The sequence below is a fragment of the Spirillospora sp. NPDC052242 genome (assembly GCF_040679555.1).
In the GTDB taxonomy this organism is placed as follows: Bacteria; Actinomycetota; Actinomycetes; order Streptosporangiales; family Streptosporangiaceae; genus Spirillospora.
The window spans coordinates 12,228-35,622 of record NZ_JBFAUZ010000042.1 but is presented as its reverse complement, the minus strand read 5'-3'; the positions used below and the strand labels follow the sequence as shown (position 1 = coordinate 35,622).

The 23,395-nt window shown below is 70.8% G+C and carries 20 protein-coding genes; 7 read left to right on the top strand and 13 right to left on the bottom strand.

The features are described 5' to 3' along the window. Window positions 1–26: 26 nt before the first annotated feature. From AB0L25_RS29620 to AB0L25_RS29610, 3 genes are all read left to right on the top strand, one after another. Entirely contained in the window at window positions 27–1,052 is a 1,026-nt protein-coding gene (locus AB0L25_RS29620; RefSeq protein WP_500176014.1) for a phosphotransferase family protein, read from the top strand. Window positions 1,053–1,093: 41 nt separating this feature from the next. Next, window positions 1,094–2,422 carry an acyl-CoA dehydrogenase family protein gene (locus tag AB0L25_RS29615; protein ID WP_500176013.1) on the top strand — a complete coding sequence of 443 codons (1,329 nt, stop codon included), beginning with the start codon at window positions 1,094–1,096 and terminating at the stop codon, window positions 2,420–2,422. A 61-nt stretch (window positions 2,423–2,483) separates the two neighbouring features. Next, on the top strand, window positions 2,484–3,014 hold the full coding sequence (locus AB0L25_RS29610) for a PaaI family thioesterase (RefSeq protein WP_416502113.1): 531 nt from the start codon (window positions 2,484–2,486) through the stop codon (window positions 3,012–3,014). A gap of 2 nt (window positions 3,015–3,016) precedes the next feature. Here AB0L25_RS29610 and AB0L25_RS29605 read toward each other — a convergent pair whose 3' ends face one another. Beyond that, window positions 3,017–3,877: an SDR family NAD(P)-dependent oxidoreductase gene (locus AB0L25_RS29605; RefSeq protein WP_500176012.1), complete on the bottom strand. Its 861-nt coding sequence runs from the start codon at window positions 3,875–3,877 to the stop codon at window positions 3,017–3,019. A gap of 218 nt (window positions 3,878–4,095) precedes the next feature. Here AB0L25_RS29605 and AB0L25_RS29600 point away from each other — a divergent pair, with 218 nt between their 5' ends. Beyond that, complete coding sequence (locus tag AB0L25_RS29600; protein WP_500176010.1) at window positions 4,096–4,893, top strand: VOC family protein; 798 nt, start codon at window positions 4,096–4,098, stop codon at window positions 4,891–4,893. An 84-nt stretch (window positions 4,894–4,977) separates the two neighbouring features. On the opposite strand, the gene AB0L25_RS29595 is transcribed toward AB0L25_RS29600, so the two are convergent. The 4 genes from AB0L25_RS29595 to AB0L25_RS29580 form a co-directional block, all read right to left on the bottom strand. Further along, window positions 4,978–6,360, bottom strand: coding sequence for a family 1 glycosylhydrolase (locus AB0L25_RS29595; protein WP_500176009.1), 1,383 nt, complete (start codon window positions 6,358–6,360; stop codon window positions 4,978–4,980). A gap of 157 nt (window positions 6,361–6,517) precedes the next feature. Next, a complete protein-coding gene (locus tag AB0L25_RS29590; protein ID WP_500176008.1) occupies window positions 6,518–8,011 on the bottom strand; it encodes an aldehyde dehydrogenase family protein in 1,494 nt (497 codons plus the stop codon). A gap of 61 nt (window positions 8,012–8,072) precedes the next feature. Next, window positions 8,073–8,867, bottom strand: coding sequence for an SDR family NAD(P)-dependent oxidoreductase (locus AB0L25_RS29585; RefSeq protein WP_500176007.1), 795 nt, complete (start codon window positions 8,865–8,867; stop codon window positions 8,073–8,075). Further along, window positions 8,864–9,895 (bottom strand): LLM class flavin-dependent oxidoreductase, encoded by a 1,032-nt coding sequence (locus AB0L25_RS29580; RefSeq protein ID WP_500176006.1) that lies wholly within the window; start codon window positions 9,893–9,895, stop codon window positions 8,864–8,866. Before AB0L25_RS29580 ends, AB0L25_RS29585 begins: the two co-directional genes overlap by 4 nt. Before the next feature lie 131 nt (window positions 9,896–10,026). Here AB0L25_RS29580 and AB0L25_RS29575 point away from each other — a divergent pair, with 131 nt between their 5' ends. Beyond that, window positions 10,027–10,944: an SDR family NAD(P)-dependent oxidoreductase gene (locus AB0L25_RS29575; RefSeq protein WP_500176005.1), complete on the top strand. Its 918-nt coding sequence runs from the start codon at window positions 10,027–10,029 to the stop codon at window positions 10,942–10,944. A gap of 104 nt (window positions 10,945–11,048) precedes the next feature. On the opposite strand, the gene AB0L25_RS29570 is transcribed toward AB0L25_RS29575, so the two are convergent. The 6 genes from AB0L25_RS29570 to AB0L25_RS29545 are packed head-to-tail and all read right to left on the bottom strand — an operon-like array spanning window position 11,049 to window position 18,881. Beyond that, window positions 11,049–12,410, bottom strand: a complete 1,362-nt coding sequence (locus tag AB0L25_RS29570; RefSeq protein WP_500176004.1) for an MmgE/PrpD family protein — start codon at window positions 12,408–12,410, stop codon at window positions 11,049–11,051. A 5-nt stretch (window positions 12,411–12,415) separates the two neighbouring features. Continuing rightward, complete coding sequence (locus AB0L25_RS29565; RefSeq protein WP_500176003.1) at window positions 12,416–14,515, bottom strand: acetate--CoA ligase family protein; 2,100 nt, start codon at window positions 14,513–14,515, stop codon at window positions 12,416–12,418. After that, window positions 14,512–15,669 carry an acyl-CoA dehydrogenase family protein gene (locus AB0L25_RS29560; RefSeq protein WP_500176002.1) on the bottom strand — a complete coding sequence of 386 codons (1,158 nt, stop codon included), beginning with the start codon at window positions 15,667–15,669 and terminating at the stop codon, window positions 14,512–14,514. The genes AB0L25_RS29565 and AB0L25_RS29560 overlap by 4 nt, the downstream gene beginning before the upstream one ends. 17 nt (window positions 15,670–15,686) lie before the next feature. Then, the gene (locus AB0L25_RS29555; protein ID WP_500176001.1) at window positions 15,687–16,508 is read right to left on the bottom strand and encodes an N-acyl homoserine lactonase family protein; all 822 of its coding nucleotides are present in this window, start codon (window positions 16,506–16,508) and stop codon (window positions 15,687–15,689) included. After that, window positions 16,501–17,379, bottom strand: coding sequence for an NAD(P)-dependent oxidoreductase (locus AB0L25_RS29550; RefSeq protein WP_500176000.1), 879 nt, complete (start codon window positions 17,377–17,379; stop codon window positions 16,501–16,503). The genes AB0L25_RS29555 and AB0L25_RS29550 overlap by 8 nt, the downstream gene beginning before the upstream one ends. A 23-nt stretch (window positions 17,380–17,402) precedes the next feature. After that, the gene (locus tag AB0L25_RS29545; protein WP_500175999.1) at window positions 17,403–18,881 is read right to left on the bottom strand and encodes an aldehyde dehydrogenase family protein; all 1,479 of its coding nucleotides are present in this window, start codon (window positions 18,879–18,881) and stop codon (window positions 17,403–17,405) included. A 149-nt stretch (window positions 18,882–19,030) separates the two neighbouring features. Here AB0L25_RS29545 and AB0L25_RS29540 point away from each other — a divergent pair, with 149 nt between their 5' ends. Then, on the top strand, window positions 19,031–20,197 hold the full coding sequence (locus AB0L25_RS29540; RefSeq protein WP_500175998.1) for a CaiB/BaiF CoA transferase family protein: 1,167 nt from the start codon (window positions 19,031–19,033) through the stop codon (window positions 20,195–20,197). 67 nt (window positions 20,198–20,264) lie between these two features. Here AB0L25_RS29540 and AB0L25_RS29535 read toward each other — a convergent pair whose 3' ends face one another. Beyond that, window positions 20,265–20,753, bottom strand: a complete 489-nt coding sequence (locus AB0L25_RS29535; RefSeq protein ID WP_500175997.1) for an FAS1-like dehydratase domain-containing protein — start codon at window positions 20,751–20,753, stop codon at window positions 20,265–20,267. Window positions 20,754–20,862: 109 nt separating this feature from the next. Here AB0L25_RS29535 and AB0L25_RS29530 point away from each other — a divergent pair, with 109 nt between their 5' ends. Next, entirely contained in the window at window positions 20,863–22,086 is a 1,224-nt protein-coding gene (locus AB0L25_RS29530) for a CaiB/BaiF CoA transferase family protein (protein WP_500175996.1), read from the top strand. A 42-nt stretch (window positions 22,087–22,128) separates the two neighbouring features. On the opposite strand, the gene AB0L25_RS29525 is transcribed toward AB0L25_RS29530, so the two are convergent. Continuing rightward, complete coding sequence (locus AB0L25_RS29525; protein ID WP_500175995.1) at window positions 22,129–23,304, bottom strand: acetyl-CoA C-acyltransferase; 1,176 nt, start codon at window positions 23,302–23,304, stop codon at window positions 22,129–22,131. Window positions 23,305–23,395: the final 91 nt, after the last annotated feature.

Sequence of the window (23,395 nt, the reverse complement as noted above, 5' to 3'; positions counted from 1 at the left end):
AAAACCGGCGCAAGGTTTGGAGACCCATGCCGCAACGGGCCCGAACGTCAGCACCCGACCATCCGGCGGTACAGCCGGAGGAACTCATCGCACGCGCGTCCTCGGCCGCGGGCCGTGCCGTGCGCGATCCGGTCCCCCTCCAGGGCGGGGCTTCCAGCCTCACCTTCAAAGGACGATGGGGGGACGGGCCCGCTCCCGGACCACTCGTGCTGAAGGTCGCCCCGCCCGGTGTTCCACCGGTGCGCAACCGCGACGTGCTCAGGCAGGCGAGAATCCTGCGCGCGCTCGCTGAGGTACGGGACGTCCTCGTGCCCGAGGTGCTCTTCGAGGACGCGGGTTCGCCGCCGGAGGTGCCCCCCTTCTTCGGCATGGAGTTCGTGACCGGTGAATCGCTGGATCCCAACATCGACCCCGACATCGCCCTGCCCCCTCCGGCCGACGTCAGGGGCCGAGCCCTGCATGCGGCCGAGGTCCTGGCGGCCCTGCACCGCGTCGATCCGTCCCTGACGCCGCTGAACGACGAACCCGTGGGGACTCTGGACGCCGAGGTCGGCAGATGGGAACGCGCCTTCGCCACGGTGCCCGACGACCTGCGCCCCGGCGCCGACGCCGTGGCCGGACGCCTCCGCGAGACGATCCCCGAGATGTGCGCTCCGGTGCTCCTCCACGGCGATTACCGGCTCGGCAACACCCTGTGCGAGGGCGCCCGCGTACGCGCGGTGATCGACTGGGAGATCTGGTCGGTCGGGGACCCCCGGCTCGACCTGGCCTGGTTCCTGCTGACCGCCGACCCCGACGGGCATCCATCGGCGCAACGGCGAGCACCCGGCATGCCCTGGCCCGACGAACTCCGCGCCGTCTACATCGACGCAGGAGGCTCCAATACGGCTGACCTGGAGTGGTTCCGTGCCCTGGTGCTCTTCAAGCTCGCGTCCGCGTCCGCCCTCATCGCCAAGAACGCGCGGCGGCGCGGCGAGACGTCCGGGTTCGGCGCCAGGGCCGCCCGGCAGGTCCCGGACATGATCGCCCGTGCGCGCGCCGCGCTCGGCTGACCCGCCGGCACGACCGACCACCACGACACCGAAGGGGCACCATGGCCTGGGACTTCTCCACTGAGCCCGAGTTCCAGCAGAAGCTGGACTGGATGCGCGAGTTCGTCGAGACCGAGACGGAGCCGCTGTGCCTGCTGTGGCCCGGCATGGACCACACGCCGCCACCGCCCTGGTTGCGCAAGGTGATCGAACCGCTGAAGCAGCAGGTGCGGGATCGCGGTCTGTGGGCCTGCCACCTTCCGCCGGAACTCGGCGGCCACGGCTACGGGCAGGTGAAGCTCGCTCTCATGAACGAGATCATCGGCCGCAACGAATGGGCGCCGACGATCTTCGGCGTCCAGGGACCCGACACCGGCAACGCGGAGATCCTCGCCCACTACGGGACCGAGGAGCAGAAGGAGCGCTACCTCCGGCCGCTCCTGGCCGGCGAGGTCTTCTCCTGCTTCTCGATGACCGAGCCGCAGGCGGGCGCCGACCCTCGGCAGTTCACCACCCGCGCCGTCCGCGACGGCGACGGCTGGGTGATCAACGGGGAGAAGTTCTTCTCCTCCAACGTCGAGCAGGCGGCGTTCGTCATCGTCATGGCGGTCACCGACCCGGACGCCGACCCGATCCGCGGCATGTCGATGTTCCTGGTGCCCGCGGACACACCGGGGGTGGAGGTGATCCGCTCGACGACCACCTACGGCGAGGAGCCCGGGGGGATGACGCATCCCCACCTCCGGTACGACGATGTCCGCGTCGGAGCGGACGCCATGCTGGGCGGGGAGGGCGAAGCCTTCGCGGTGGCCCAGACCCGGCTGGGCGGGGGCCGCGTCCACCACTCGATGAGGGCGGTCGGGGTCGCGACCCGGGCTTTCGAGATGATGTGCGAGCGCGCGCTCAGCCGCCGGGCCCACGGCTCTCTCGTGGCCGACAAGCAGTTGGTACAGCAGGCGATCGCCGACTCGTGGGCGCAGATCGGCCAGTACCGGCTGCTGGTCCTGCACACCGCGTGGCTCATCGATCAGAGCGGGACGGCGAACGTCCGCAAGGAGATAGCGGCGATCAAGAACCTCGGCGCGAAGCTCGTCCACGATGTGGTCGAGCGCGCCGTGCACGTGCACGGCGCGCTCGGTGTCTCGGACGAGCTGCCGCTGGCCCGGATGTGGATGCAGGTCCCGATGTTCGGGATCTGGGACGGGCCGACGGAGGCTCACACGACGACGGTCGCCAGGCAAGTGCTGCGCGACTTCTCTCCCGCTCCCGGCCTGTGGCCCACCGAGTGGATCCCGGGACGCCGGGAGGCGGCCAGGCGGCGATACTCCGCGGCCCTCGCCGAGCAGGATGCCTGGGAGCTCGAGCTGCGGGCCGACACCGACGGGGCGTGACCGCGAGCATCTCAGGAAGATATAATGATATTACTTATTTATCTATCCACGAGGAGGCGTCATGTCCACCGGCGGCAGTGAGCCCAGAACACCCAATCTCCGCTGGGCGGGATCCGACTTCCAGGACCCTCCCCGCACGGACGGCGGGGTCGCCCTGTGCGGCGCCTGCCGCACTGCGGGCTCCTGCCGGCTCGGAGTCGAGCGTGAGCGCCTGGACGAAGCGGGGACCGCATGGTTCGACGTCTCCTGCCCCCGCGACCAGGAGGGCGGCCCCAACGTCGCGCACGGCGGCTGGACCGCGTCGGTCCTCGACGAGTGCCTGGGCCACGTGCCACTGCTGAACTCCACGCTCTCCGTCACGGCCGAACTGTCGGTCAGCTTCGTCAAGCCGGTCCCCATCGAACGCCCCATCAGGGTCAAGGCGTGGGTCGAGAAGCGGGAAGGCTCCCGCTGGTACATCGCGGGCGAGATGACGCTCCTGCCCTCCGGTGCGGTGCTGGCCCGTGCGTCCGGAATCTGGGTGACGCGCGATCCCGGCCACTTCGACCGGCACGAGCGATGGCTCGCGGAACTGGACACGCCGGCGCCCTGACCTCAGCCGGGGGGAAGCGGAGCGCCGAGGCCAGCACCTCCCACGTCCTCAGGAAAGATGATCGCGACGCGGGACAGAGTGCCACCGTCGGTCGCCGGCAGGCACACGCCCGACATGTAGGCGGAATCGTCGGAGGCGAGGAAGAGCGCGACGTTGGCGTTGTCGCGCAGTGTCGGCGGCCGGTCCAGGCGCAGCGGCATGGCGGCGGCGTCCCTGTCCCACGGGGCCATCTCCTCGTACGACTTCCCGAGCACCTCCGCGTCCGGCGGCATCGCCAGGTTCACGGACATGCCGTGCGTCGGGCAGAGCGCGTTGACCCGGATCCCGTACTTTCCCAGTTCGAGAGCGAGTACCTTCACCAGGCCGTTGACGCCGTGCTTGGACGCCGTGTAGCTGATGAAGTGCGGGTAGGCCGCGTACGAGGACGCCGAGCTCGTGACGACGATGTTCCCGGCGCCCTGCGCCTTCATCGTCGGGACGGCGGCCTTGGCGGAGAGGAACACGCCGGTCAGGTTGGTCGCCTGAACGGTGTTCCAGTTCTCCAGCGTGAGCTCCTCGATCGGGACGGTGCCGAATCCGACCTCGCCGATCCCCGCGTTGGCGAACATCACGTCCAGACGTCCCCAGGTGTCCACGGCCAGGGCCACCGCCGCCCGCATGTCCTCCTCGATGCGGACGTCGGCCGCTCGCCAGACGGCCTGCCCGCCGGCCTCCGCGACCTCGGCGGCGACCTTCTCGCCGCGCTCCGGGTTCAGGTCCGTGACGACGACCTTCGCACCCTCCTCCGCGAAGAGCAGCGCGGCCTCACGGCCGAGCCCCGACCCGGCGCCGGTGATGACGATGACCTTGTCCCGCACTCGCATGGAACACCTCGTTCACGCGATCGAAAATAATTAGATAGTTAAGCTATCTCCGCTGGACGCGCGTCGACAAGGGGCCATATGACACGCCACACGACGCTGGACTTTGGCAAAGCTTTAGGCATCCTTGACGGCCCCGATCCCCGGCGGGCGAAAGGGATGGCACACCCCTCCATAGCCTGGTTCAGAGCCTGAAACGCACGTCTCGTGGAGGTCGCACGATGCCCGATGCGAGCGAGCCCGCCGTGGGGCGGCCGGGGTGGGCCGACCTGGTCAGCCCGGACGTGGAAGCCGCCAAGACCTTCTACTGTGAGTTGTTCGGCTGGTACGTCTACACCCTTACCGTCCCGGACTACACGGACTACTACGTCTTCACCCTCGGTGATGTCCACGGGCCCGAGGTCGCGGGCATGCAGATGCTCACCGACGAATCAGAACCCGCATCCTGGACCTGTGACTTCTGCGTCGAGAACATCGACGACACCGTCCACGCCGCCAAGGCGGAGGGCGGGCAGGAACTGATACCGCCAACGGATTACGGAGGCCTCGGCCGGATGGCCCTCTGCTCCGATCCGCTGGGCGCCGACTTCGGCCTTGTGCGGGCCGGCAACTATCCGCTGTTCGGGGCCGTCGGCGAGCCGGCCACGGTTTGCTGGGTGGAGCTCGTCAGTTCGGACGTCGGGGCGAGCCGCCGCTTCTACGAGAGGGTCTTCGGCTGGCGTGCCGTGGACCGGGAGTATCTCGGCGTCGTGGACACAGTTTGGGAGATCGGTGGCGAGCCGATCGGTGGACTGGCGCGCACGGACGGCGCGTCGACCTCGGAGCCGGCTGCGTGGATTCCGCATTTCCAGGTGACGGACTGCGATGCGTCCACCGCCCGGGCCGTGGAGCTGGGCGGCACCGTCCTGGCTCCGCCGTCCGAGGCCCGGCTCGGCCGCCGGACGATGCTGGCCGATCCGACCGGCGCGCCCCTGGCGATCGTCGAGCCCGCCACCACGGGAGTCTCCCGCTCGCCGTGACGAGCCCGTGGCCACGGGCGGCGCCGCCGGTATCGCCGTGCGTCTCGGCGGTTCCGCACGGTCCGGGCCTCATACCGGATGCCCTCATACCGGATGCAGAGCGCGCTTCCCGGGCTTGCCGGTGAACCCGACCCGGCCGCCGAACGCGTCCTGGTGGGCCCAGTCGAGCGGAATGCTGGGCTGGGAGGGGTTCCGCCGGGCGTCTATCGCCATCGCGTAGTGCCTCGTGTATCCCAGCTTCCAGGCGGCGTTATCGGCGAGCGACCAGTACTCGTAGCCCTGTATCTCGACTCCGTCCTCCATCACCTCGGCCAGCCAGCCCAGCTGAGCGGCGAGCGCGGAGCGTCGCCGCAGGGCACCGGCCGGGTCTCCCGCCGAGCCGAGATCGCACATGCCGCTGTCGATCACGCGCACCGGAGGCAGGGCGTCACCGTAGATGTCGTGCAGCGCCGCGACCGCGTCGGCCAGCCCCTCCGGAACCACGGGCCATCCGTACGTCGTGGTCTCCACGGCGTCCATCGGGGCGAGCACGAATCCCAAGGGCGCCAGCACACGGTTCGCGTCGTTCAGCGCGCTGAAGCACTGCCGCACGGGAAGCAGCCTGGGAAGGTTCTCCGGGGCCGCCACCCGCGAGGGCACGTGCCAGACCAGTCCGAGCATGTCGGTGGGTTCCGAGATGACCGCCATGTCACCGGCGTCGACACAGCCGGTCTCCTCCACGGGAGAGCGGTCGTTCTCGTCGACCATGTGCCGTCCGAGCAGCAGTGGGTCGAGGAACAGCCGATACGCCCAGCACTCCATGTGGTTGAGCGCGAGGCGGTCGGCGAGGTCGTCCGACGCCGCGTATCCCCCGATCAGGGTCATCGCGCTGCCCACCCGGGCATCGCCGTCCAGGCTCCTCACGGCCTGCGTCGCGAGGCCGTTCCCGAGCAGGACGTTGTGAAGGGCGACCAGACCGCGCATCCCGACGCCCCGGCCGGTGGGGAGCATCCCCGCGACGTAGTCGGCGACCGAGTGGACGAGCAGGTCGCTCACGGTCGTCCAATGGTCGACGCGATCACCGAAGCGATCGGCCATCACCACGGCGAGGTCGGCGAAACGCAGGGCGGTGTCACGGTTCAGCCAGCCGCCCGAAGCGTCGACCCACTCGGGCATGTCGACGTGCAGGAGGGTGAGGCCGGGCTTCACTCCCCGCTCCATCAGCAGGTCGAGCCTCTCATCGCACCGGTCCAGCGCGGCAGAGTCGAAGGAGCCGGGCCCCTCGGGCTGGAGGTGCGGCCAGCCCACGATCACCTGCTGCGAGGGCGAGACCTCCCCGACCACCGCGGTCAGGTCGGCGGACCACTGCCTCGCCTGGCCGGACGGCGCGGCTCCGAAGGCCGCCGCCTCCGGAGCCGCGAGCCCGTCCGCCGTGGACACGCTCCAGTCGACTCCCCGGAATGCCTTCCGCAGATCCGATCTCCTCATGGCTCACCATCCACAAGCCGCGATAAAGGGGTGGTTCGGCTTGATTATGGTCCGACGCTAACACCGAAATCGGCCACTGACAATGGCGAGGAGATCGCCGGCCGCGAGACGGCGCGGAAGCCCGTCACACCTGGTCGGCGGGCATCTCTTGATCCAATTAGAGACGCCCCACGCCGACGCCCTTCACATGGATGAACTCGTCCAGCCCCGCCTTGCCGCCCTCCCTGCCGAACCCGCTGATTCCGACGCCGCCGAAAGGAGTTGCCGCGCACGTGATGGGGGTCGGGCCGGGGTTGACGTACACGGTCCCGGCCCGGAGGCGCGGCACCAGGCGGTTGACTCTGTCGATGTTCGAGGACTGGATGTAGGCGGAGAGCCCGTACTCGCTGTCGTTGGCCAGCGCCACCGCCTCGTCCTCTCCGTCGAACGGGGTGATCGCCAGGACGGGCCCGAAGACCTCCTTCTGCGCCAGGTCGCTTTTGTTGTCGACGTCGGCGAACACCGCGGGGGCGACGTAGAACCCGTCCGCCTCGATGGGTTCGCCGCCGAAGACCAGCCTGCCGGCCTTGTCCCCGACCGTCTTGTCGATCATCCCCTGAACGCGTTCGCGGGCGGTCGCGTTGATCAGCGGGCCGATGTACGTGGCCGGATCGAGCGGGTCTCCGACGACCAGACCGCCCGCGGTGGCCACGGCCATCTCGACGACCTGGTCGTAGATCGGCCGCTCGACCAGCAGCCGGGTCGGCAGCGCGCATCCCTGGCCGGAGTTGCTCATGGCGAACGCGGTGCAGTACGCGCCGACGGCCTCGAGATCGGCGTCCGCGAACAGCAGGTTGGCGGACTTGCCGCCGAGCTCGAACACCACCGGCTTGAGGCCGGCCGCGGCGGAGGCCATGATGCGGCGGGCGGTCGCCGGACCGCCGGTGAAGGAGATCTTGTCGATCCCCGGATGGGTCACCATGGCCTCACCTGCCTCGCCCAGGCCCGTGACGACGTTGATGACGCCGTCGGGGATGCCGGCCCGGCGCGCCAGGTCGGCGAACAGCAGAGCGGAGTAGGGGGTGCTCTCGGCCGGCTTGATCACGACGGTGTTGCCCGCCGCCAGCGACGGCGGCACCTTCATCGCCAGGGAGAGCGCGGGCGAGTTCCAGGTGATGATGTGGCCGATCACCCCGTAGGGCTCGGCGATGGTGTACTCCATGAACTCGTGCGGGCTGTAGGCCGCGCCGACGCTGCCTTCGATCTTGTCGGCCCAGCCGGCGTAGTACTCGGTCCACTCCGCGACGGCCGGACCGACGGACTCGGCCCAGCCGCCGATCGGGACGCCGTTCTCCAGCGGGCAGATGGCGGCGAAGTCCTCGATGTCCGCACGGACCAGCTCCGCGAACCGGGTCAGCAGGCGGCGCCGCTCCGCGGGGCGCATGGGCCCCCAGACTTCCTCGAAGGCACGGCGCGCCGCGGTGACGGCCCGGTCGACCTCCGCGGCGCCCGCGATCGGGATGCTCGCCTGCACCTCGCCGGTGGCCGGGTTGACATGGTCGTGGACGCCGCCGCTCGCCTCGACGACGTCCTCGCCCCCGATGATCAGGCGCGGGCGCGGCAGATCCGAGGCGGCCTTGCTCCGATGCAGGTCCACATTGACGTTGACCATTCGCTTCTCCTCGCTGAGGGGTGGGGAGGGTGCGGGCCGGGGCCGCCCCGGCGGCCGGTGGTCAGTCGCCGCGCATGTCCGCGACGTAGGGCTGGTGCACGAGCAGGCCGCCGTCCACCCCGAGGGTCTGGCCCGTGATGAAGGCGGCCTCGTCCGAGGCGAGGAAGACGACCGCGGCCGCGACGTCCTCGGGTCTGCCGAGCCGGGGGGTGAGGTGGTGGCGCAGCATGGTCTCCTGGACCGCACCCTGCGCGGACCCGGAACTGGCTCCGGTCACGATGAAGCCGGGTGTGATGCTGTTGCAGCGGATGCCCCGCTTGCCGAACTCCGTGGCGACGTACCAGGTGAGATTGATCAGTGCCGCCTTGGACGCGCCGTAGGCGGGGTTGCGCAGATCGCCGGCGAGTCCGGACCCGGACGAGGTGTTGATGATCGATCCACCGCCTCGGGCGATCATGTGCGGGACCGCGGCCTGGACGGCGACCATCGTGCCGCTCAGGTTGATGCGCATGGTCTCGTCCCATACCGCCGGGTCGGCCTCGGCGACGGGCAGGTCCCGGCGAGCCGCGAGGTGGGTGGCGGCGGCGTTGTTGTGCAGGACGTCGACGCCGCCGTACGCGGTGACCGTGCTCTCGACCATCGCACGCACCGAGGCGGGATCGCCGAGGTCCACTTCCACGGCCATCGCCGTCCCGCCGGCGGCCGTGATCTTCTCGACCACCGTGGCCGCGCCCGCCGCGTTCAGGTCGGCGACCACCGTGCGCGCCCCCTCGGCCGCGACGCGTTCCGCCGTCGCGGCCCCGATGCCGGAGGCGGCTCCCGTGATGATCGCGATCTTGTCCTGGAGCCTCTTCATTCTTCCGTCCCCCTGTGCTCGGCCCCGGCTTCCGCCACGCCGTCCGCGGCCGGTGAACCGGCGCCCTGAAGCAACGGCCGAAGCCGGTTGCAGATGACATCGATGTGCCGTGCGACGGCGTCCTCGGGCAGCCCCGCGACCGAGGCTCCGAACCAGACGGTCTCGACCGGGGCTCCGGCGACGTACTTCGCCACGCTGGTGGCGACGTTCTCCGGGGTGTCGAAGAGGAAGGAGGAGAGCGGGCCGCGGGGCGTTCGCGCCCTCAACCTGTCGGGGTCCACCGGCCGGGGCACGGGGCGCCCGGTGCCCTCCACCATGTAGCGGCGGTAGCTGTCGAACTGGTAGGCGACGTGCTGCGCCACGAGCGGCCAGTCGCGTTCCGGGTCCTCGCTGACGAAGCCATCGATGCCGCCGGACATGCGCGCGGTCCGCGGATCGTGCCCGCCGGCGATCAGACCGTCGCGGTAGGCGGGCCAGGACTCCGCGTTCGCCGTCAGGAGGGGCTCCCCCATCCGTCCCGCCCGTGCGGCTCCCTTGGGGCCCTGATAACCGAGCCATATGGGCAAACGTTCCTGGACCGGGCCGGGCGTGACCCCGCCCTCGGCCCAGAGCCGCCGCAACTCGCCCACCTGGGCGTCGAGAGTCCGGTAGCGCGCGCCGATGTCGGCTCCGTAGGCCGCGAACTCCGGTACCCGGTAGCCGGCGCCGAGCCCGAGGTCGAGCCTGCCTGCGCTGATGAGGTCGACGATGGCCGCCTCCTCCGCGAGCTGGACGGTCTTGCGCAACGGGGCGATGAGGATGCCGGTGCCCAGCCGGACCCGTTTCGTGCGCGCCGCGGCAGCCGCCGCGAAGGTCAGGGGTTGCGAGAGGTATCCGTCCTCGAACCCGTGATGTTCGGTGAACCAGACGGAGTCGGCACCGAGGCGCTCCGCCTCCTCGCACATCTCCAGCGTGAACGCGTACAGGCGCGCGGGATCCCGCCGCCACTGCGGCGGGTTGCGCAGGTCGAACCAGAGACCGACCTTCATCCCAACCTCCTAAGTTGAACTATCTATCTCATTTAACGGTGCGCGACAAGGGTCCGGCTTGGCATCGCAACTCGAACATCTATATAGTAAGATAATTAATCTTATAGCACGTTGCATGAGGAGGGTGGCTCGTGGGGCTTCTGGATGGAAAGGTCGCGATCGTCACCGGTGGAGGCCGGGGGCTGGGGCGCGCGCACTGCCTCGCGCTCGCCCGCGCCGGCGCCGCCGTGGTCGTCAACGACCTCGGCGCCGGCCTGCACGGCGAGCGGGCCGACGAGTCGCCTGCGGACGAGGTGGTCGCCGAGATCACCGAGCTCGGCGGCCGCGCCGTCGCCAACGGGAGCTCGGTCGCCGACTGGGGGGCGACCGAGGCGCTGGTCGCCGACACGGTGGCGGAGTTCGGCCGGCTCGACATCGTGGTGAACAACGCCGGCATCCTCCGTGACCGCATGATCTTCTCGATGACCGAGGACGAGTTCGACGCGGTGATCGCCGTCCACCTCAAGGGCACCTTCGCGCTCACCAGGCACGCGTGCGCCTACTGGCGCGACGCCTTCAAGCGCGGCGAGCCGATCGCCGGCCGTCTCATCAACACCACCTCGGGCACGGGCCTGTTCGGCCAGGTCGGGCAGTCCAACTACGGCGCGGCCAAGGCGGGCATCGCCAACCTGACCACGATCGCGGCCATGGAGATGCGCCGCTACGGCGTCACGGTCAACGCCATCTCCCCCATCGCCGCCACCCGCATGACGGCAGAGATGCTGGGGGACGGCGCCTCCGGCGAGAAGGGGTTCGACCCTCTGGACCCGGCCAACGCCTCCGGCGCGGTCGTCTACCTCGCCTCCGACGCCGCCGGCTGGCTCACCGGGCAGGTCCTCAGGATCGACGGTGACAAGGTCAACCGCATGCAGTCCTGGAGCATCTCCGCCACCCACCACGCGCAGTCGGACGGTCCGGTGACCGCCGAGGAACTGGTGGAGGCGATGCCGCGGCTGTACGGAGCCGCGCCCGTCGGCCGTCCGATCGGGTTGCTGCCCGACAAGCACTGAGGCCGCGGCTTCCAGGGCCTTCGACGAAGGCCCGTCGTGCCGAAAGCTCCTGTGCCCCGGTTCTGCATCGCAGGGCGCGACCGGGGCACAGGTCATCCCCTACATCACGCGGTGTCCGGAACGGGAGAGCCGAGGATGAGGCCGGAGACGGGACCACCGTCGCGCAGTCCTCGCACCCGCTCCAGAAGGTCACGCCCGTCCGGCCCCAGCACCGCCGCCGCAGCGGCAAGGAATTTCTGCTCCATCCGGTCGCGAGGCAGCGGATTCTGCGGGCTGCCCGAGCGGTCCGGCACCTCCGCCCTCAGCCGACGGCCGTCCCGGGTCACGGCCGTCACCCGGGCACCGCGCCGGCCGGGGAAGCGCTCCTCGAAGGGTTGTTCGACCTCCAGCGCGACCGCGCCGACGAGTGCGGGGAATCGCTCGTCCGTCCTGTCCCGTTCCACCGATGCCTCGGTGACGGCACCATCGGTCAGGGCCACCGCGGCGAGGTACGGGATGCTGAAGCGACGTTCCGGAACCGTCGCCGGACGGGCGATGCCCGCGACGTCGAGCGCCGCCGCGTAGGTGCCGACCTCCAGCCGATCGACCTGCTCGGCCGTCAGCCCGCGCTCCCGCAGCAGCAGGACGGCGTCGATGACCGCGAAGGTGTGCCCGCAGCACGGGTACGGCTTGACGGTGATGGACTCGACCGCGAGGCCGCGGTCGAGCGTCGCCCGGCAGTTCGCCCAGTCCGACGTCGCGGCCCCGGTAGCCGCCGCGAGGCCCGCCGCTCCCTCGAGCACGTCCGGCGCGCCCGTCACTCCCCCGCGCGCGAGCGCGGCGGCCACGACCCCGGCCTGGGCCGCGTTCCCGGCGTGCAGCGGCTTGCCCATGGCGTCGCCCCGGAAGGTCTGCTGGAGGCCGGACGCCATTGTGGCGGAGATGGCGAGCGCGTGGGCGAAGGCGGCCTCGTCGAGTCCGAGGATCTCCGCGGCCGCCGCGGCGGCGCCGACGCTCCCGGCCGTGCCCGTGGTGTGCCAGTTACGGTAGTGCTCCGGACCGAGGTCGGCGGCCACCCGGCAGCCCACCTCGTACCCCGTCACGATGGCGCGCAGGAGACGCTCTCCGGAGGCGCCTGTCTGGTCCGCGACGGCGAGTCCCGCCGCGATGGTCGGTGCCCCGGGATGGTAGAGGCCCGGGGCGTAGATGTCGTCCAGTTCCAGGGTGTGCGCGGCGGTGCCGTTGATGAGCGCCGCGATCGGCGGTGGCGCGTTGCCGCCGCCCACCACACGGCTCGGCCCCGCCAGCCGTCCGAATCCCTGGATCAGGGCCACGGCGGGGGCCGCTCGGCCGCCTCCCAGGGTGACGCCGAGCCAGTCCAGAAGCACCCGCTCGGCGGCTTCGGCGGTGCCCGTGGCCAGCGGTGTCGCCCGCATGGCCGTCGCGAGCGCCGCGAGGTCCTGCACAACGGTCTTCGTCGTCGTCATGGCGGTCAGCCCTTCACACGGCGTACGAGAGCGTCGACCGCGACGACGCCCTCGCCCTTGGGCAGGACGATGAGGGGGTTGACCTCCGCCTCCAGGATCGGCGGTCCCGCCGCCTCGGCGAGCTTGGAGAAGGCGACCACGACATCCGCGAGAGCGTCGAGATCCCCCTCGGGCGCACCGCGGTAACCGGCGAGCGCGCGGAACGCGATGACCTCGCCGACCATTTCCCTGGCGATGCCCATGTCGACGGGGGCGGGCCGGACGCTGCGGTCCCGATAGAGCTCCGCGAGGACGCCGCCGGCCGCCAGCACCACGACCGGCCCCACCTCGGGCTCGTGCCTGTACCCGACGAGCGCTTCGCCGAGCCCCTTCACCATCGTCTGCACGAGGAGCCGGTCGGCCGTCGCGCCGGGCACCCGCTCCCGCACCACCCCCCGGATGCGCTCGGCCGCGGCGCGCAGACTCGCGCCGTCCGCGACGCCGAGAACCACCCCGCCCACGTCGGACTTGTGCGGAATCTCGGCCGAGAGGACCTTGACCGCGGCCGGTCCCGGCACGGGAAGGTCGCCGGGCGGCCGCTGCGACTCCAGCACCCGGAACTGCGCTACGGGAACACCGGCGCCGCCGAGCACCTCATAGGAGTCCGCCTCGTTCAGGACCGTCGCGGACACGCCAGGAGGCACCGTGTAGGTCGCCCGGGCGACCGGCGGCCGGCGGCCGTAGACGGCGGTAAGGGCGTCGGCGCAGGACTCGGCGGTACGGAAGGCGGCGATGCCGCTGGTCCTGAGCAACCGCAGCGCCTCCGGCGCCGCGGGCACGACGAAGGCCGCGAGGGGCTTGTCCGCGCCGGCGCTGTCGACGATCGGCTTCACCGCCAGCTCGGGATGGAATCGCGCGGAACTGCCCGGCACGGCCACCACGGCGTCGAACTCCGGGGCCGACAGCACGACGTCGAGCGCCCCCTTCATCACCTCGTAGCGCGTTCCCGCCAGGGTGAGGTCGATGAGGGCACCGGGCGCGGCGCTCACACCGGCGCGGGCCAGCCTCTCCATCGTGTCGGCCGACGGGCCGGGAAGTTCCGCGCCCGCCGCCGCCAGGCAGTCGACCGCCATCGCTCCGCCGCCGCCGGTGGTGGAGACGACGCACACCCGGGGCTTCGGAGTTCCGGCCGGGCGGATCGGCAGGCCGACCGCGAGGTTCTGGCCTTCGAGGAGTGCTTCGAACGTGTGGACGCGGGCGACGCCGAGGTCCCGCAGCAGGGCGTCGGCGACGGCGTCGTCGCCCGCGAGGGCACCGGTGTGCCCGACGGCGAGTTCCGCGCCCGCATCGGTCCGTCCCAGCTTGTAGGCGAGCACCGGCTTGCCCCGCTCGGCCGCGGCCCGGGCGAAGGAGCGCAGATCGTCGGCGGCCGCGAGGTTCTCCAGGAACAGCGCGTAGCTCCGCACGCGCGGGTCGTCGACCGTGGCGAGGCAGATCTCGCCGAGCGTCAGGTCGAGCGCGTTGCCGGTGGAGACCATTCCGCTGAAGCCGATGCCCATCTCCTTGCCCCGGGAGAGCAGGGCACCGATCGCGCTGCCGGACTGGGAGGCGACGAACACGCCGCCCTCCTCCAGGTCGGGTTCGGCGAACGCCGCGTTCGCGGTGAGCGCGTAGCGGCGGCCCGGGACCGCGACCCCGAGGCTGCTCGGCCCCAGCAGCCGCAGGTCGCTGTCGTCCAGTACCCGGCGCAACTCCGCCCGCCTGCGGTCCCCGTCGCTGGAGCCGCCGGTGAATCCGTCCGCGATGACCGTGGCCACCCGCACGCCGAGGTCGGCGCACTCGCGGATCGTCTCCAGGGCCTGGTCCGCACCGGTGAGGATCATGACGTGGTCGGGCACCACCGGTAGCTCACGGAGCGAAGGCCAGGCCCGTTCGCCCAGCACCGACGCCCGGACCGGGTTCACGGGGAAGACCTCGCCGCGCCATCCGTGCAGGCGCAGGTGCTCGAGCGGCCGCGCCGTCGTCTTGCCGGGTGTTCCGGACGCGCCGACGATCGCGACCGTGTCCGGAGCGAACAGTGCGTCGTACCACCGGCGGGAAGCGTTTCCGGGCGGTGCCGCGGTCATGAGGCGGCACCCCGCTGGCTGAACCGACGGCCGAACACGTGCTCGGCGATGCGGTTCTTGAGCACCTCGGTCGAGCCACCGGCGATCATCCAGCCTCGGGTCCGCCGGAAGCAGTACTCCACGAGCGACTCGGTGCTGAACCCCGTCGCGCCCATGCCCTGCATCGCCACGTCGGCTGCGCCGAAGCCCGCCTGGTTCGCGGCGAATTTGGCGATCGCGGTGTCGTGCGCCGAGGGAATGCCGTCGCGGTCTCCGGCGACCGCCGCCCGGTGCAGCAGCAGCTGAGCCGACTCCAGCTTCACGGCCGCCTCGGCGAACATCCACTGCAGGCCCTGGAACTCCGCCAGCGACCGGCCGAACTGGAACCGCGTGTTGAGATGTTCCGTGGCCTGGTCGAACGCGTACCGCCCGAGAGCGATCGACCGGGACGCGTTACCGAGGCGTTCGACGTTGAAGCCGCTGATCTGCCTCTTGAATCCGCCTTCTCCCAGGAGGACCTGCTCGGGCGGCACGTAGCAGTCGTCGAAGTACAGCTGGCACCAGTGCTCACCGTTCATGAACGTCGAAGGCTCACCGATCGTCAAGCCTTCGCTGTCACGGTCCACCAGGACGGAACCGATGCCGCCCACACCGGGGCCGAAGCGGACGTACACGAGGAAGACGGTCGCCTCGGCGCTGTGCGTCGAGAAGATCTTGGTGCCGTTGATCAGGTACCCGTCGCCCTTGGGCGTGGCCGTCGTGCGCAGGTCCGTGACCGCCGACCCGGCCTCGGGCTCCGTCATGCCCAGCCCGATCAGCGTCTCGCCCGCCAGCAGGCCGGGCAGGTAGCGCTCCCGCTGGCCGGGCGTAGCGTACTCGGCGAAGGTCCTGATGGGACCGAAGTTGCCCGCCTGGACGACGTCGGCACTGCGCGGGCAGCCTGTGGCGACCGCCTGAATGGCGGTGATCGCCGCCAGCAGGCCGGCGCCCTGACCGCCCTTCTCCTCCGGGATGGTGAGGCCGAGCAGACCCTGGTCCGCCATGGCCTTGGCGACGTCCCACGGGTAGTCCGCGGAGTGCGCCCGCGCGAGGGCGTCGGGAGCGAGTCGTTCGGCCGAGAACGCCTCCACGGAGCGTCGGAACTCGTCCACCTCGGTCGGCAGGGAGAAATCCATGAACTGTCCAGCTTTCTTCAGTGGGCCGACGCGGTCGCCGGGGCTTCGTGCAGGGCCACCACGCCCTCGGGGAGGCCGGCGCGCGGATCGGCGTAGCGGTCGAACACCTCGGGGTCGTGTCCGGGGACGATGTGATCGGGACCCGAGGCGAGCTCGCCGAGGCGCTCGTAGCCGTCGAGCAGCCTGCCGAGGTCGAGGATCGCCGGGAAGGGGTTCCGCTCCTGGAAGTTGGCGTAGTAGTGCAACGCGTCGGAGGCGAGGACCACCCAGCCGCGGCCGGTGTGCACGCGCACGACCTGCAACCCCCGCGTGTGCCCGCCGATGAGGTGCAACTCCAGCCCGGGGGCCAGTTCGACGTCGCCCTCGATGACCCGAACGTCTCCCGCGTGAACGCGCCTGACGACGTCGGCGACGTCCTCGGGCTCGTAGAAGTGGTTCAGGGCCGGATGCGTCATGGGTTTCCCGGTCGTGAAAGCCAGTTCGTCCGCCTGGACCGCGACGCGCGCGCCGGGGAAGTCCCCGATGTTGCCCGCGTGGTCGTAGTGAAGGTGGGTCAGGACGACGTGATCGACCTTCGCCGGTTCCGTGCCCGCCCGGCGCACGGCCTCGGCGGGCCGCAGGTCCAGGCGGCGCCCGCGCCGGGTCCCCGCGGGCTCGCTGAAGCCCGTGTCGACGACGACGGCGCGATCACCCCGGCGGGCGAGCCACATCGTGAAATCGAGCCGCATGGCGCCCGTACGGGCACAGGGCATCAGGAAGTTGTCCTGGGCGGGACGGTCGACCGATCCCAGGCGCAGCGCGAAGACCTCCCACACCGGGAGCGTGGAGCGCTCACCCACGGCCGTCCACCAGCTTGATCATCGCGGGGTAGTAGTCGTCGCCGTAGCCCGCGTCACGGGTGCGTTCGAGCAACCGCATCGTCTGGTCGGCCGCCGGGACGTCGATCCCCTCGTCGCGCGCCAGTTGCAGAGCGAGCGCCAGGTCCTTGATGGCGTAGGTCGTGGGGAACGCGCGCTTCGGGAACTCGTCGGGAATCATCGTCGCCGTCGCGGTCCGCCGCAGCGCGAAGCTGTCCGCCGATCCGAGCGCGAGCGTCTCGAACAGCAGCGCCCCGTCCACGCCCGCGGCGCGGCCGATGGTGAGCGCCTCGGCGAGCGCGTTCATGTTCAGGAACAGCACCATGTTGTTGAGGATCTTCATCACCTGGCCGTTGCCCGTACCGCCCGCGTGGACGATGTCGCTGCCCATGCAGGACAGGTACGGCTTCAGCTCGGCGAACAGCGCCTCGGCGGCGCCCACGGTGATGAGCAGCGTGCCGTCCTCGGCGGCCTGGCGCAGCCGCGCGACCGGCGCATCGACGAACGCGACGCCCACGGCGTTCATGCGGGCGGCGAGGGATCGCGTCCGGCTCACGTCGCTCGTGCTCATGTCGACGATGACCCGGGGACGATCCGGCCCGCCGGTGAGGTCGGCGCAGACCGCCTCCACCTCGCGGATGCTCGGCAGTGAGAGGAAGACGATCTCGGCGTCGCGCGCGAGCTCGGCCGTGTCGCGGCACGGGCGGGCGCCGAGAGCGGCGGCCGCTTCCACCGCCTCCGCCACCGGGTCGAAGACGACCACGGGGGCGTCCGAGCGGCGGATCAGGTTCGCGCACATCCGCGAGCCCATCACGCCGAGCCCGATGAATCCGAGGACTGGTGTGTCTGTCATGGTCGAACCCTTCATGGAGGCGCTCATGCGGTGGCGACGATGACGCTCTTGAGCTGGGTGTAGTGGTTGATCGCCTCGGTGCCCTTCTCCCGTCCCAGCCCGCTGTTCCGGTAGCCGCCGAAGGGCACCTCGACTCCGGCGCCGGCGTAGCGGTTCACCTGGACCTGCCCCGCCTGCAGGGCCGCCGCGACCCGGTGCGCGGTGCCGACGTCGGCGGTGAAGACGCCCGCGGACAGCCCGTATTCTGTGTCGTTCGCGATCTCGACCGCCTGGTCCAGGGACTCGAACGCCAGCACCGACTGCACCGGCCCGAAGACCTCCTCCCTGGCGATGGGCATGTCGTTGGAGACGTCGGTGAGCAGCGTCGGAAGGACGTAGTGGCCGCGCTCCATGGCGTCGGGCGTCCCGCCGCCGGCCGCGATGCGGGCGCCGTCACGGACGGCCCGCTCGACGTGCTCCAGGACGCGCGTCCGCTGGCGCGCCGAGATCAGCGGCCCGAGGTCGGGGTCGTCCAGGCCCGGGCCCACCGACAACCCGGCGATGTGCTCGGACAGACGTTCGACGAACTCGTCGTGCACCCTCCTGTCGACCAGGAGCCGGGTGGTGGCGAAGCATGACTGCCCGGAGTTGCGGATTACGGCGGACGCGCCCGCCCGCGCGGCGGCGGCGAGGTCGGCGTCGGCACAGACGATCGTCGGCGACTTGCCGCCGAGTTCGAGGTTGACGCCGACGATCCGCTCCGCCGCCACGGCGCCGACGCGTCGTCCGGCGTGCACCGATCCCGTGAAGGTGATGTGCCGAACCAGTGGATGGCCCGTCAGCCACTCCCCCGTCGTGTCCCCCGTGCCGAGCACGACGTTGCACACGCCGGCGGGAAGTCCCGCCTCGACCATGAGCCGGGCGGCGAGAAGCGAGGTCAAGGGGGTCAGTTCGGAGGGCTTGACGACGACCGTGTTCCCCGCCGCGAGGCAGGGGGCCACGCCGCGGGTCATCTGGGTGAGCGGCGCGTTCCACGGGGTGATGTGGGCGACGACGCCGTAGGGCTCGCGGATCGTGTAGGTGAACGTGCCCGGGGGCTGCGGGATCGTCTCGCCGTGGATCTTGTCCGCGAGGCCCGCGTAGTACTCGAAGTAGCGCACGCTCGCCGCGATGTCCGCCCGAGCCTGGGAGAGGGGCTTGCCGGAGTCGAGCGACTCCAGACGGGCGAGCAGGTCCGCGTGCTCGGTCAGCTTGGCGGCGACGCTCGCCAGGTGCCGCGCGCGCTCCACCGGGGCCAGTCGCGACCAGCCGCGCCACGCGCGGTGCGCGTCCTCGACGGCGGCGGCGACGTCTTCGGCGCGGGTGCCTTCGAACGCTCCAACGGTTTCCTCGTCGGCCGGATCCTCGATCTCCATCAGCCGGTCACGCCCGGGCGGGAGGTGCGCGCCTCCGACAACGGCCGTCAGGACGTCCGGAAGCCCCGCCTCCGCGAGCAGCAGGCGCGATCGGGAGTTCTCTGCCATGGCGATCCATTCCGTCGTGCGTCCCCGCGCGGGCGGCCGGCTCGAACCGGCCGCGGGGAGGCCGTCCGGACGCTCCCCGCTCCCGCCTAGATAGTTATATAGTTTAACTTAATCATAGCAAGTCGTCGCACACAGAACGGGAGTGCGGGATGCAGGAAGAGACGGATGAATCGCCTCCGGCCGGCCCTCTGACCGGAGTGCGCGTGGTCGAGGTCGCCGGTCTCGGGGCCGCGCCGTACACCGCGATGCTCCTGTCGGACCTCGGCGCCGAGGTGATCAGGGTGGACCGGCCCGGCACCCGGGCCGAGGGCGCCGACAGGTACGCGTTGAGCCGCGGACGGCGCTCGATCACCATCGATCTGAAGCGGCCCGAGGGCGTCGAGACACTGCTGCGGCTCGTGGAGAAGGCCGACGTCCTCATCGAGGGTTTCCGCCCGGGGGCGGCCGAGCGTCTCGGATTCGGGCCAGAGGTCTGTCTGGACCGCAACCCCCGGCTCGTCTTCGGCCGCATGACCGGCTGGGGCCAGAGCGGCCCGATGGCGCGGATGGCGGGGCACGACCTCAACTACCAGGCGCTCACCGGCGCGCTGGCCCTCCTGCGTCGCGGGGACGGTCCGCCCGCGACGCCGCCCGGCCTCATCGCCGACTTCGCCGGCGGGGGGCTGATGCTGGGCTTCGGCGTGCTCGCCGCGCTTCTGGGGCGCCGCACGTCCGGACGCGGGCAGGTCATCGACGCGGCCATGGTGGACGGCGTGGCGTCGCTGACCACGCTCGTCCACTCGATGATGGCGCAGGGACGCTGGACCGACGCGCCGGGCAGCAACTTCTGCGACGGCGCGGCGCCGTACTACGACAGCTACGAGACCGGCGACGGAGGCTACATGGCCGTGGCGCCGATCGAACCGCGGTTCTACGCGATCATGGTCGAGCTCCTCGGGCTGAACCTCGCGGAGCTGCCCGACCGCGACGATCCGGCCAACTGGCCCGCGCTCAAGGAGCTGTTCGCGAGGATCTTCCGGACCCGCACCCGGGCGGAATGGACCGACGTCTTCGACGGAACCGACGCCTGCGTCACTCCGGTGCTCAGCGTCACCGAGGCGGTCCGCCATCCCCACAACGTCGCCCGCGGTACCTACGAACGGGCTTTCGATGTGGTCCAACCGGCACCGGCGCCGCGTTTCGACCGGACGCCCGCCGGAATCGCGGGGCCACCGCCGCTGCCGGGCGCCGATTCGCTGAGGATTCTCATGGACTGGGGGTTCACCTCGTCGGAGGCCGCGGACCTGATGACCGGCGGCGTGGTCCGGCAGCGATGAGGACCGGGGGGCCTCGTCGCCCCCGAGAGAACCACGAGGCCCCGCCGGCCGGAGCCGTTCCGGCGGTTCAGGACGCGTCGAAGTCGCGCCCGCGGATGAGCCGGACCGGCGTGAAGACCGCCACCTCCTCGTCCCGCTGGTTGATCACCCCGCAGCGGGTGGTCACCACTCCACGGCCCGGTTTGCTGGACGCTCGCGACTCGGTGGTCTCCACCACGACGTGAAGCGTGTCCCCTACATAAGTCGGCCGATTGACCGAGAACTCCATGTGCATGAACGCGAGCCCGGTACCGTGCAGCACGTTGGTCTGCAGGATGAGCCCTTCGGCGAGCACGTAGACCAGGGCCCCGGGGATCAGCCGCCCGGTGTAGCCCCCTTCGGCGGCGTGGCGCGCGTCGTAGAACAGCGGCTCGTTGAAGCCGCCGAGATGAACGAAGTTCATGAGGTCCGTCTCGGTGACGGTCCGGCAGGCCGTCCGGAACGCCGTCCCTTCCTTCATGTCCTCCCACGTCATCCCGTGGACCAGCGGCTCCGCCGTCCTCGCGATCTCCGTCATGGCACTTCCCTCCGCGCTCGCCGGACCGGCGCCCGCACACGATCCGGTCATCGATAAAGTTTAATCTATTCAACTATATTAGAGGAATGACCGAGCGAGGAGGTGAGCGGTGAGCGACAGCGGCGCGCTGCACGGGGTGCGAGTGCTCGATCTCAGCCGCATCCTGGCCGCCCCCATGGCGAGCCAGATGCTGGGCGACCTGGGCGCGGAGGTGCTCAAGGTCGAACGCCCGTCGACAGGGGACGACGCCCGGCAGTACGGGCCACCGTTCCTGGACGACGAGACGGCGGGGATGTCCGCCTTCTATCTGAGCTGCAACCGCAACAAGCGGTCCATCACGGTGGACTTCACGACCGACAAGGGCAGGGGCCTCCTCCTCGACCTGATCGAGCGCTCGGACGTCCTGCTCGAGAACTTCCGGCCCGGCGTACTGGCCAAGTACGGCCTGGCCTACGACGACCTCCGCGAGCGCTTTCCCGGCCTCGTCTACTGTTCGGTCACCGGGTTCGGCCAGACAGGCCCGTACCGACACAAAGCCGGGTATGACGGCATCTTCCAAGCCCTGAGCGGCATGATGAGCGTCTCCGGTCACCCCGACGGGACTCCGGGCGCCGGGCCGATGAAGTCGGGTCTCTCGCTCATCGACATCCTCACCGGCCTGTACACCGCCACCGCGCTGCTGGCCGCGCTCCGGCACCGGGACCGGACGGGAACGGGACAGCACCTCGACGTCTCGCTCCTGGACTGCGGCATCGCGGCCATGTCCCACTACGCGCAGAACTTCCTGGTCACCGGGGACGTGCCCGAGCGGCGGGGCAACGGCGGTTTCGGCGGCATCCCCTCACAGGCCTTCGAATGCGCGGACGGTGAGCAGTTCTTCATCGTCGCCACCACGAACCCGCAGTTCGGACGGGCGTGCCGCGCGATCGGCCGCCCCGACCTCATAGCGGATCCACGCTTCGCCACGATCTCCGCCCGCATCGAGAACCGCCTGGAACTGCTGACGGAGCTGCGCGCCGTCTTCGCCCAGCGCGATGCCCGGCACTGGATCGAGGTCCTGGACGCCGCCGACGTTCCGGTGAGCCCCGTCAACGACATCCGTTCCGCGTTGGCGGACGAGCAGGTCCGGCACCGAAAGCTGGAGATCGGCATGGCCCATGCGGAGCACGGCGCGATCCCGAGCCTCCGGTACCCGATCAGAATGTCCGGCAGCCCCGTGGACGAGTACACGGCCCCGCCGACGCTGGGCGAGAACACGCGCGAGATCCTCTCCGGCCTCCTCGGCCTGGACGAGGCGGAGATCGCCGATCTCGCCGCACAGGGAGTGATCTGACACGGCGGTCCCGGGGTCGCTCCCGGGACCGCCGCTCCGGTGTCAGAGCCGCTCGATGAGGGTCCCCGTCCCCATGCCGCCGCCGACGCACATCGTCACGAGGGCGTAGCGTCCACCGGTGCGTTCGAGCTCGTTGAGGGCCTTGGTCACGAGCACGCCGCCGGTCGCGCCCAGCGGATGCCCGAGGGCGATGGCGCCCCCGTTGACGTTCACCTTCTCCAGGTCCGCCTTGTGCTCGCGCTGCCAGGCCAGCACGACGGACGCGAACGCCTCGTTGATCTCCACCACGTCGATGTCGTCCAGCGTGAGGCCGTTGCGCTCCAGGATCGCCTCGGTCGCGGGGATCGGTCCGGTCAGCAGCATGACCGGGTCGCTCCCGACCAGGATGCTGTCCACCACTCGGGCCCGGGGGACGAGCCCCAGCGCACCGGCGCGCGCGCTGTTCATCAGGAGCAGGGCCGACGCTCCGTCGGAGATCTGGGACGACGTTCCCGCCGTGTGCAGGGCGCCTGGGCGATCCTTCTGGTTCACCTTGAGGCCGGCGAGCCCTTCCAGCGTGGTCGGGCGCGGCCCTTCGTCGACGTCGATCGTCTTCGTCCCCGCGGGCTCGCCGGCATCGTCCACCGCCGGGGCCTCGACGGGCACGATCTGGCCGGCGAACCGCCCCTGGGTGATCGCCCGGGCCGCGCGCGCCTGTGACAGCACCGCGAACTCCTCCAGATCCCGACGGGCGAGTCCCCATGCCTCGGCGATCCGATCGGCCGCCTCGAACTGCGACGTGACCTCGTAGTGCCCCTCGTACCGGGACGTCTTGGCGGGCCCCAGCTCCGGCATGACGCTGCTTCCCATGGGGATCGGGCTCATCGTCTCGACGCCGCCGGCGACGGCCGCGTCGACCACTCCCCCGGCCACCAGCCCGTAGGCGAGGGTGAACGCCTGCTGCGACGAACCGCACTGGGCGTGCACGGTCGATGCCGCGACGCCGCGGTCCAGGCCCGCCGCCAGCCAGGCGGTACGCGTCACGTTGCCCGACTGGGGGCCGACCTGGTTGACGCATCCGCCGACGACCTGGCCGATCACGCCCGAGTCGACGCCCGTTCTCGCGATGAGCCCGGCGAGCACATCGCCGAAGAGGTCGGGGGCGAGGTGATGGGCGAGCCCGCCGCGCCGCTTCCCGACCGCGGAGCGCACCGCCTCCACGATGACGACATCGGACATGTCCCCTCCTTGATATACTTGAATAGTTTAACTATATCATCGTCCCGTCGCCCCGACCCGAGACGCCGGGGCCGACATCCGGGGCCACCCT

Excerpts from the sequence above, each read along its gene's own strand:
- AB0L25_RS29620 (WP_500176014.1), top strand. The coding sequence starts at position 27 with ATGCCGCAACGGGCCCGAACGTCAGCACCCGACCATCCGGCGGTACAG.
- AB0L25_RS29615 (WP_500176013.1), top strand. The coding sequence starts at position 1,094 with ATGGCCTGGGACTTCTCCACTGAGCCCGAGTTCCAGCAGAAGCTGGAC.
- AB0L25_RS29610 (WP_416502113.1), top strand. The coding sequence starts at position 2,484 with ATGTCCACCGGCGGCAGTGAGCCCAGAACACCCAATCTCCGCTGGGCG.
- AB0L25_RS29605 (WP_500176012.1), bottom strand. The coding sequence starts at position 3,877 with ATGCGAGTGCGGGACAAGGTCATCGTCATCACCGGCGCCGGGTCGGGG.
- AB0L25_RS29600 (WP_500176010.1), top strand. The coding sequence starts at position 4,096 with ATGCCCGATGCGAGCGAGCCCGCCGTGGGGCGGCCGGGGTGGGCCGAC.
- AB0L25_RS29595 (WP_500176009.1), bottom strand. The coding sequence starts at position 6,360 with ATGAGGAGATCGGATCTGCGGAAGGCATTCCGGGGAGTCGACTGGAGC.
- AB0L25_RS29590 (WP_500176008.1), bottom strand. The coding sequence starts at position 8,011 with ATGGTCAACGTCAATGTGGACCTGCATCGGAGCAAGGCCGCCTCGGAT.
- AB0L25_RS29585 (WP_500176007.1), bottom strand. The coding sequence starts at position 8,867 with ATGAAGAGGCTCCAGGACAAGATCGCGATCATCACGGGAGCCGCCTCC.
- AB0L25_RS29580 (WP_500176006.1), bottom strand. The coding sequence starts at position 9,895 with ATGAAGGTCGGTCTCTGGTTCGACCTGCGCAACCCGCCGCAGTGGCGG.
- AB0L25_RS29570 (WP_500176004.1), bottom strand. The coding sequence starts at position 12,410 with ATGACGACGACGAAGACCGTTGTGCAGGACCTCGCGGCGCTCGCGACG.
- AB0L25_RS29565 (WP_500176003.1), bottom strand. The coding sequence starts at position 14,515 with ATGACCGCGGCACCGCCCGGAAACGCTTCCCGCCGGTGGTACGACGCA.
- AB0L25_RS29560 (WP_500176002.1), bottom strand. The coding sequence starts at position 15,669 with ATGGATTTCTCCCTGCCGACCGAGGTGGACGAGTTCCGACGCTCCGTG.
- AB0L25_RS29550 (WP_500176000.1), bottom strand. The coding sequence starts at position 17,379 with ATGACAGACACACCAGTCCTCGGATTCATCGGGCTCGGCGTGATGGGC.
- AB0L25_RS29545 (WP_500175999.1), bottom strand. The coding sequence starts at position 18,881 with ATGGCAGAGAACTCCCGATCGCGCCTGCTGCTCGCGGAGGCGGGGCTT.
- AB0L25_RS29540 (WP_500175998.1), top strand. The coding sequence starts at position 19,031 with ATGCAGGAAGAGACGGATGAATCGCCTCCGGCCGGCCCTCTGACCGGA.
- AB0L25_RS29535 (WP_500175997.1), bottom strand. The coding sequence starts at position 20,753 with ATGACGGAGATCGCGAGGACGGCGGAGCCGCTGGTCCACGGGATGACG.
- AB0L25_RS29525 (WP_500175995.1), bottom strand. The coding sequence starts at position 23,304 with ATGTCCGATGTCGTCATCGTGGAGGCGGTGCGCTCCGCGGTCGGGAAG.